Origin of the sequence: Armatimonas sp. (assembly GCF_043760365.1) — a bacterium.
Classification (GTDB): domain Bacteria; phylum Armatimonadota; class Armatimonadia; order Armatimonadales; family Armatimonadaceae; genus Armatimonas.
In genome coordinates this window covers 1-3,769 of the sequence record NZ_JAYUPA010000696.1, presented here as the reverse complement: position 1 = coordinate 3,769, position 3,769 = coordinate 1, and the positions used below count along the sequence as shown (strand labels likewise).

Sequence of the window (3,769 nt, the reverse complement as noted above, 5' to 3'; positions counted from 1 at the left end):
CTGAAAACACGCTGGGCAAGCAGGACTTTCTGAAGCTCCTCACCACCCAGCTCCGTAACCAGGACCCTCTTAGCCCTATGAGTAATGAACAATTTATCTCCCAAATGGCCCAGATATCAACACTGGAATCCTCTCAGGACATGGGCAAACAGCTCACAACCCTGATCAATACCCAGCAGCGCACGCAGGCACTCCAGGTGGTCGGCCACGAAGTGGACTACCTCCCTGAGGGAGAAACGACTATCCAGACGGGCCGAGTCTCTGCCGTGATGCTCCAGAACGCCTCCCCTGTTCTGCTCATCAATGGCAATCAGGTGCCCTATGCGAAAGTTCAGTCTATCCACTAAAAAATAGGTCTTTCCCTCCGGGGAAAACCTGTCGAAGAGAAGTACAGAGAAAAGGAAGATCACTTAATATGACCACTGCTTTGCAAGCGGGCGTGAGCGGAATGCTCGCCCACCAGACTCGGATGGATGCGGTTGGAAACAATGTCGCCAATGCTAACACGATTGGCTTTAAGAGCACCAGTGTCACGTTCTCAGACCTGCTCAACCAGACACTCCACCCCGCGAGCACCACCACTGCCCAGCGCGGTGGCTCTAATCCCTCCACCCTTGGAGGCGGTGTCCGTGTCTCGTCGCTGGATACGAACTTTGCCCAAGGGGCCCTTCAGGACACGGGGCGTAACCTCGATGTCGCAGTCGAAGGAAACGGTTTTCTCACCGTAACCGACGGCACGTCTATTTTTATGACCCGTAATGGCAATCTCGGCCTAGACAGTGATGGCACTCTGGTGCATATGGCCACCAAGCTCCGCGTGGTGGCAGCCCCCGAAGGCAGCAGCAGCGTGAGTCCGACATCCACGGTCAAGCTTCCCGTTGGGGCAGCCAGTATGGCCCGTGCCACCTCCAAGATCACCCTGGGAGGAAACCTGGATGCTCGCCTGGGTGTCGGTCAGAGCCAGCCCATTACGGCCACGGTCTACGACTCGTTAGGTTCGGCGCATGCTCTTAGCCTCAGCCTGACCCGCTCCGCGACAGCCAATACCTGGACAGTGAGCGGCACCAGCCCGGATGGAGCGGTCAGTGTGAGTGGCACTCCGGATCTTACTTTTGATGCAAACGGGACGGCACAACTAAGCAAGCTCCCTCTCACTCTCGCATTGACGGGCGGCGGAGGTGCCCAGAGCAACCTGAGCTTCGATCTCAATACCGGAGGAATGACCCAGCTTGCCCAAAGCGCCACAGCCTCTCTGTCGGCTCAGGATGGCCTCGCACCAGGAACTCTCACCTCGGTGACGATTCATGAAAATGGAGAGATCGCTGGCGTCTTCAGCAATGGCCTGACCAAGACCATGGGGCAGATGGTCACAGCAACTTTCGCCAATAGCGAAGGGCTGGAAAATATCGGAGACACCCTCTTCCGCTCGACCATCAACTCGGGCGATCCTGTCTACAGCACACCGGGTACCAGCAGTCATGGTTCGCTTCGCAGTGGCTTTCTGGAAAGCTCCAATGTTGATCTGACCCGCGAGTTCACGGATATGATTGTCACCCAGCGTGGCTACCAGGCCAGCTCCCGCGTGATCACCACGTCAGATCAAATGCTCCAGGAGCTCATGCAGCTCGGCCGCTAATCTCTGACGATTCCTGTTTGTTTCTCTCACCTTATTCCCTCCTGAGCAACCCGACTAATGCTCGTTAGTCCGGTTGCTTTTTTTTTATATCCCCCTGGCGATCCAAGATTAGCCAGACTGCCTATTATCTTAGTTTCCCTCTAGGGCGATAATCCACTCAGGAGCGAGAAAGTGCTCTGGAAGATTCAGGAAACAAAGAAATGGCAATCGCTGGTAAAACCCTTATTATTCTTGTCGCAACCTCGGTACTAGGCTCTATAGGAGCTGCAGTTGGCACCGGTTTGCTCCTCCGCGGTAAAGCTCCCGTAGCCGCCGCAGGTCCTGCCGACACGCACAAGGCTCCTGTAGAGCCCCAGGTGCGCACCCCGCTGACGATCCACCCTCTGGGCGAGCTGGTGATTAACCTTGCCGACCCGGAAACCAACCTCCGCTACGCCAAAGTCACTATCGCCGTCGGCTTTGAAGAAAAGATCGCAGAGGAAGATTTAAAGCTCCATGATCCCGTGCTGCGTGACATGGTCATTCGCACGGTTTCCAAGAAAACATTTGGAGATCTCCATAAATCTGATGGTCTTGACAAATTAAAAGATGAACTCCGTACAAAAATGGACAAATTAGTACCAAAAGCACATGTCTGTAATATCTATTTAGAGAATTTTGCGATGCAATAGGGCATGATGCCTTTCAAGAAAGAAAATCATGACACAGGAACTACTCAATCCAGAAGAGCGCTCGGCTCTAAAAAGCCTCTACACCACGCCTGATGTCGTTGTTGCCGTCTTTCCTAGCGTCAGTCAGTTGGATAAAGAACAGCAAGCGGCATTTTTCAATAAGCTTACCCAGTGGGGCGTGCACTTTCAGCGTGAGCTGACGAGTCTGCTTCGCTTGCCCTGTACTTTTCTGCCCCCCCAGCAGATGATTGTCAGCCAGAGCCAGCGCTGGCGTGGGGATGAGGAGATATTTCACGCGGTCTACGGACCTCATAAAGGCCAGACACTCTCGCTGGCGCTGCCAAGACCATTTGCGGCAGCTCTCTGTGAGCGGCTCTTCGGCTCCCCGATCTCTCTTCAGGCGGATCGTGCACTCATGGCATCGGAGCGCTCGCTGCTCCGGGAGCTCGTGGCGGAGTGGCTGGTTCAGCTAAGCACCGCCTTTAATGTCATGACGCTACGACTCAGCAATAAAGACGAAACAGAGAGTGAAGAAAACGACCTCAACACTCTTTGGATGCGTGTGGAGTGTCCCATTCGCTGTGGGACGATCGAGGCGGGGCTCTTTATCTCTCTCTCCGTAGACAGTGTCCGTGATCTGCTCGGGCTCACCTACAAACAGACCAAGACAAAGATCGCCCGTCAAGAGCTTATGGAGCGCCTGGGAGATGTCCCGCTGGATCTGCATGCCGTGCTCGGGGAGACAGAGTTCTCACTGGATGCTCTGGCGAGCCTGCGGATCGGGGACGTGATCACCTTGGACCGTCACGCGGAAGATTTAGTTGACCTTAAGCTAGACCAAGGAGTGCTCCTCCGAGCACGAGCGGGCCTGGCAGGACAGAATGTGGTTCTGGAGATAGTCTCCGGACCTAAGGAGAAAGGAAACGGATGAGTACCCTGACAACTCAGGAGCCCCTGACGGAAGAGACTCGCACAGAGCAAAAGGCACACACGGAGCAAAAGGCACAAAAGGAGCACGACATTGTTAACCACAGTAGTGCAGCTCCCTTCGGACACACCCCGGAGTATCTTCTGGATGTGCGCCTGACAGTTAGTGCCGAGATTGGCCGTGTTGAGATGCCTGTCCGCCAAGTGATGCTCCTGGCTCCTGGTGCACTCGTTGAGCTTCAGCGCAGCGCCAGCGAACCCGTGGATATTCTCGTGAATGGGCACTGCATTGCCCGCGGTGAGATCGTCGTCATTGGTGAGCACTTCGGGGTGCGCATCACAGAACTGGGCACTCCTCTGCCTACCCAACGCTAACTTATTTGACTTGCTTTTAGAAAGGTTTACGATCATGAAATCTCTGTCTCTTGCCACTCTCTCTCTGACATTTTTGCTTGCTGCCTCTACAGCAACACACGCCCAGACCGCCGCTCCAGCAGCCGTGAAGCCTGCCGCGACGACGCCCGCTCCGGCTCCT

5 protein-coding genes are annotated in these 3,769 nt (G+C 55.1%); all 5 read left to right on the top strand.

The genetic code is table 11. The features are described from left to right. Nucleotides 1-347: flagellar hook capping FlgD N-terminal domain-containing protein (locus ACH2EH_RS16390; RefSeq protein WP_395143227.1), on the top strand; the 347-nt coding region annotated here is incomplete at its 5' end. Nucleotides 348-415: 68 nt separating this feature from the next. After that, on the top strand, nt 416-1,636 hold the full coding sequence (locus ACH2EH_RS16385; protein ID WP_395143225.1) for a flagellar hook protein FlgE: 1,221 nt from the start codon (nt 416-418) through the stop codon (nt 1,634-1,636). Nucleotides 1,637-1,836: 200 nt separating this feature from the next. Further along, the gene (gene fliL, locus ACH2EH_RS16380; RefSeq protein ID WP_395143223.1) at nt 1,837-2,307 is read left to right on the top strand and encodes a flagellar basal body-associated protein FliL; all 471 of its coding nucleotides are present in this window, start codon (nt 1,837-1,839) and stop codon (nt 2,305-2,307) included. 28 nt (nt 2,308-2,335) lie between these two features. Further along, a complete protein-coding gene (locus tag ACH2EH_RS16375; RefSeq protein ID WP_395143221.1) occupies nt 2,336-3,238 on the top strand; it encodes a FliM/FliN family flagellar motor switch protein in 903 nt (300 codons plus the stop codon). Continuing rightward, on the top strand, nt 3,235-3,609 hold the full coding sequence (gene fliN, locus ACH2EH_RS16370; protein ID WP_395143219.1) for a flagellar motor switch protein FliN: 375 nt from the start codon (nt 3,235-3,237) through the stop codon (nt 3,607-3,609). The genes ACH2EH_RS16375 and fliN overlap by 4 nt, the downstream gene beginning before the upstream one ends. The last annotated feature ends 160 nt before the right edge of the window (nt 3,610-3,769 follow it).

Excerpts from the sequence above, each read along its gene's own strand:
- ACH2EH_RS16385 (WP_395143225.1), top strand. The coding sequence starts at position 416 with ATGACCACTGCTTTGCAAGCGGGCGTGAGCGGAATGCTCGCCCACCAG.
- fliL (WP_395143223.1), top strand. The coding sequence starts at position 1,837 with ATGGCAATCGCTGGTAAAACCCTTATTATTCTTGTCGCAACCTCGGTA.
- ACH2EH_RS16375 (WP_395143221.1), top strand. The coding sequence starts at position 2,336 with ATGACACAGGAACTACTCAATCCAGAAGAGCGCTCGGCTCTAAAAAGC.
- fliN (WP_395143219.1), top strand. The coding sequence starts at position 3,235 with ATGAGTACCCTGACAACTCAGGAGCCCCTGACGGAAGAGACTCGCACA.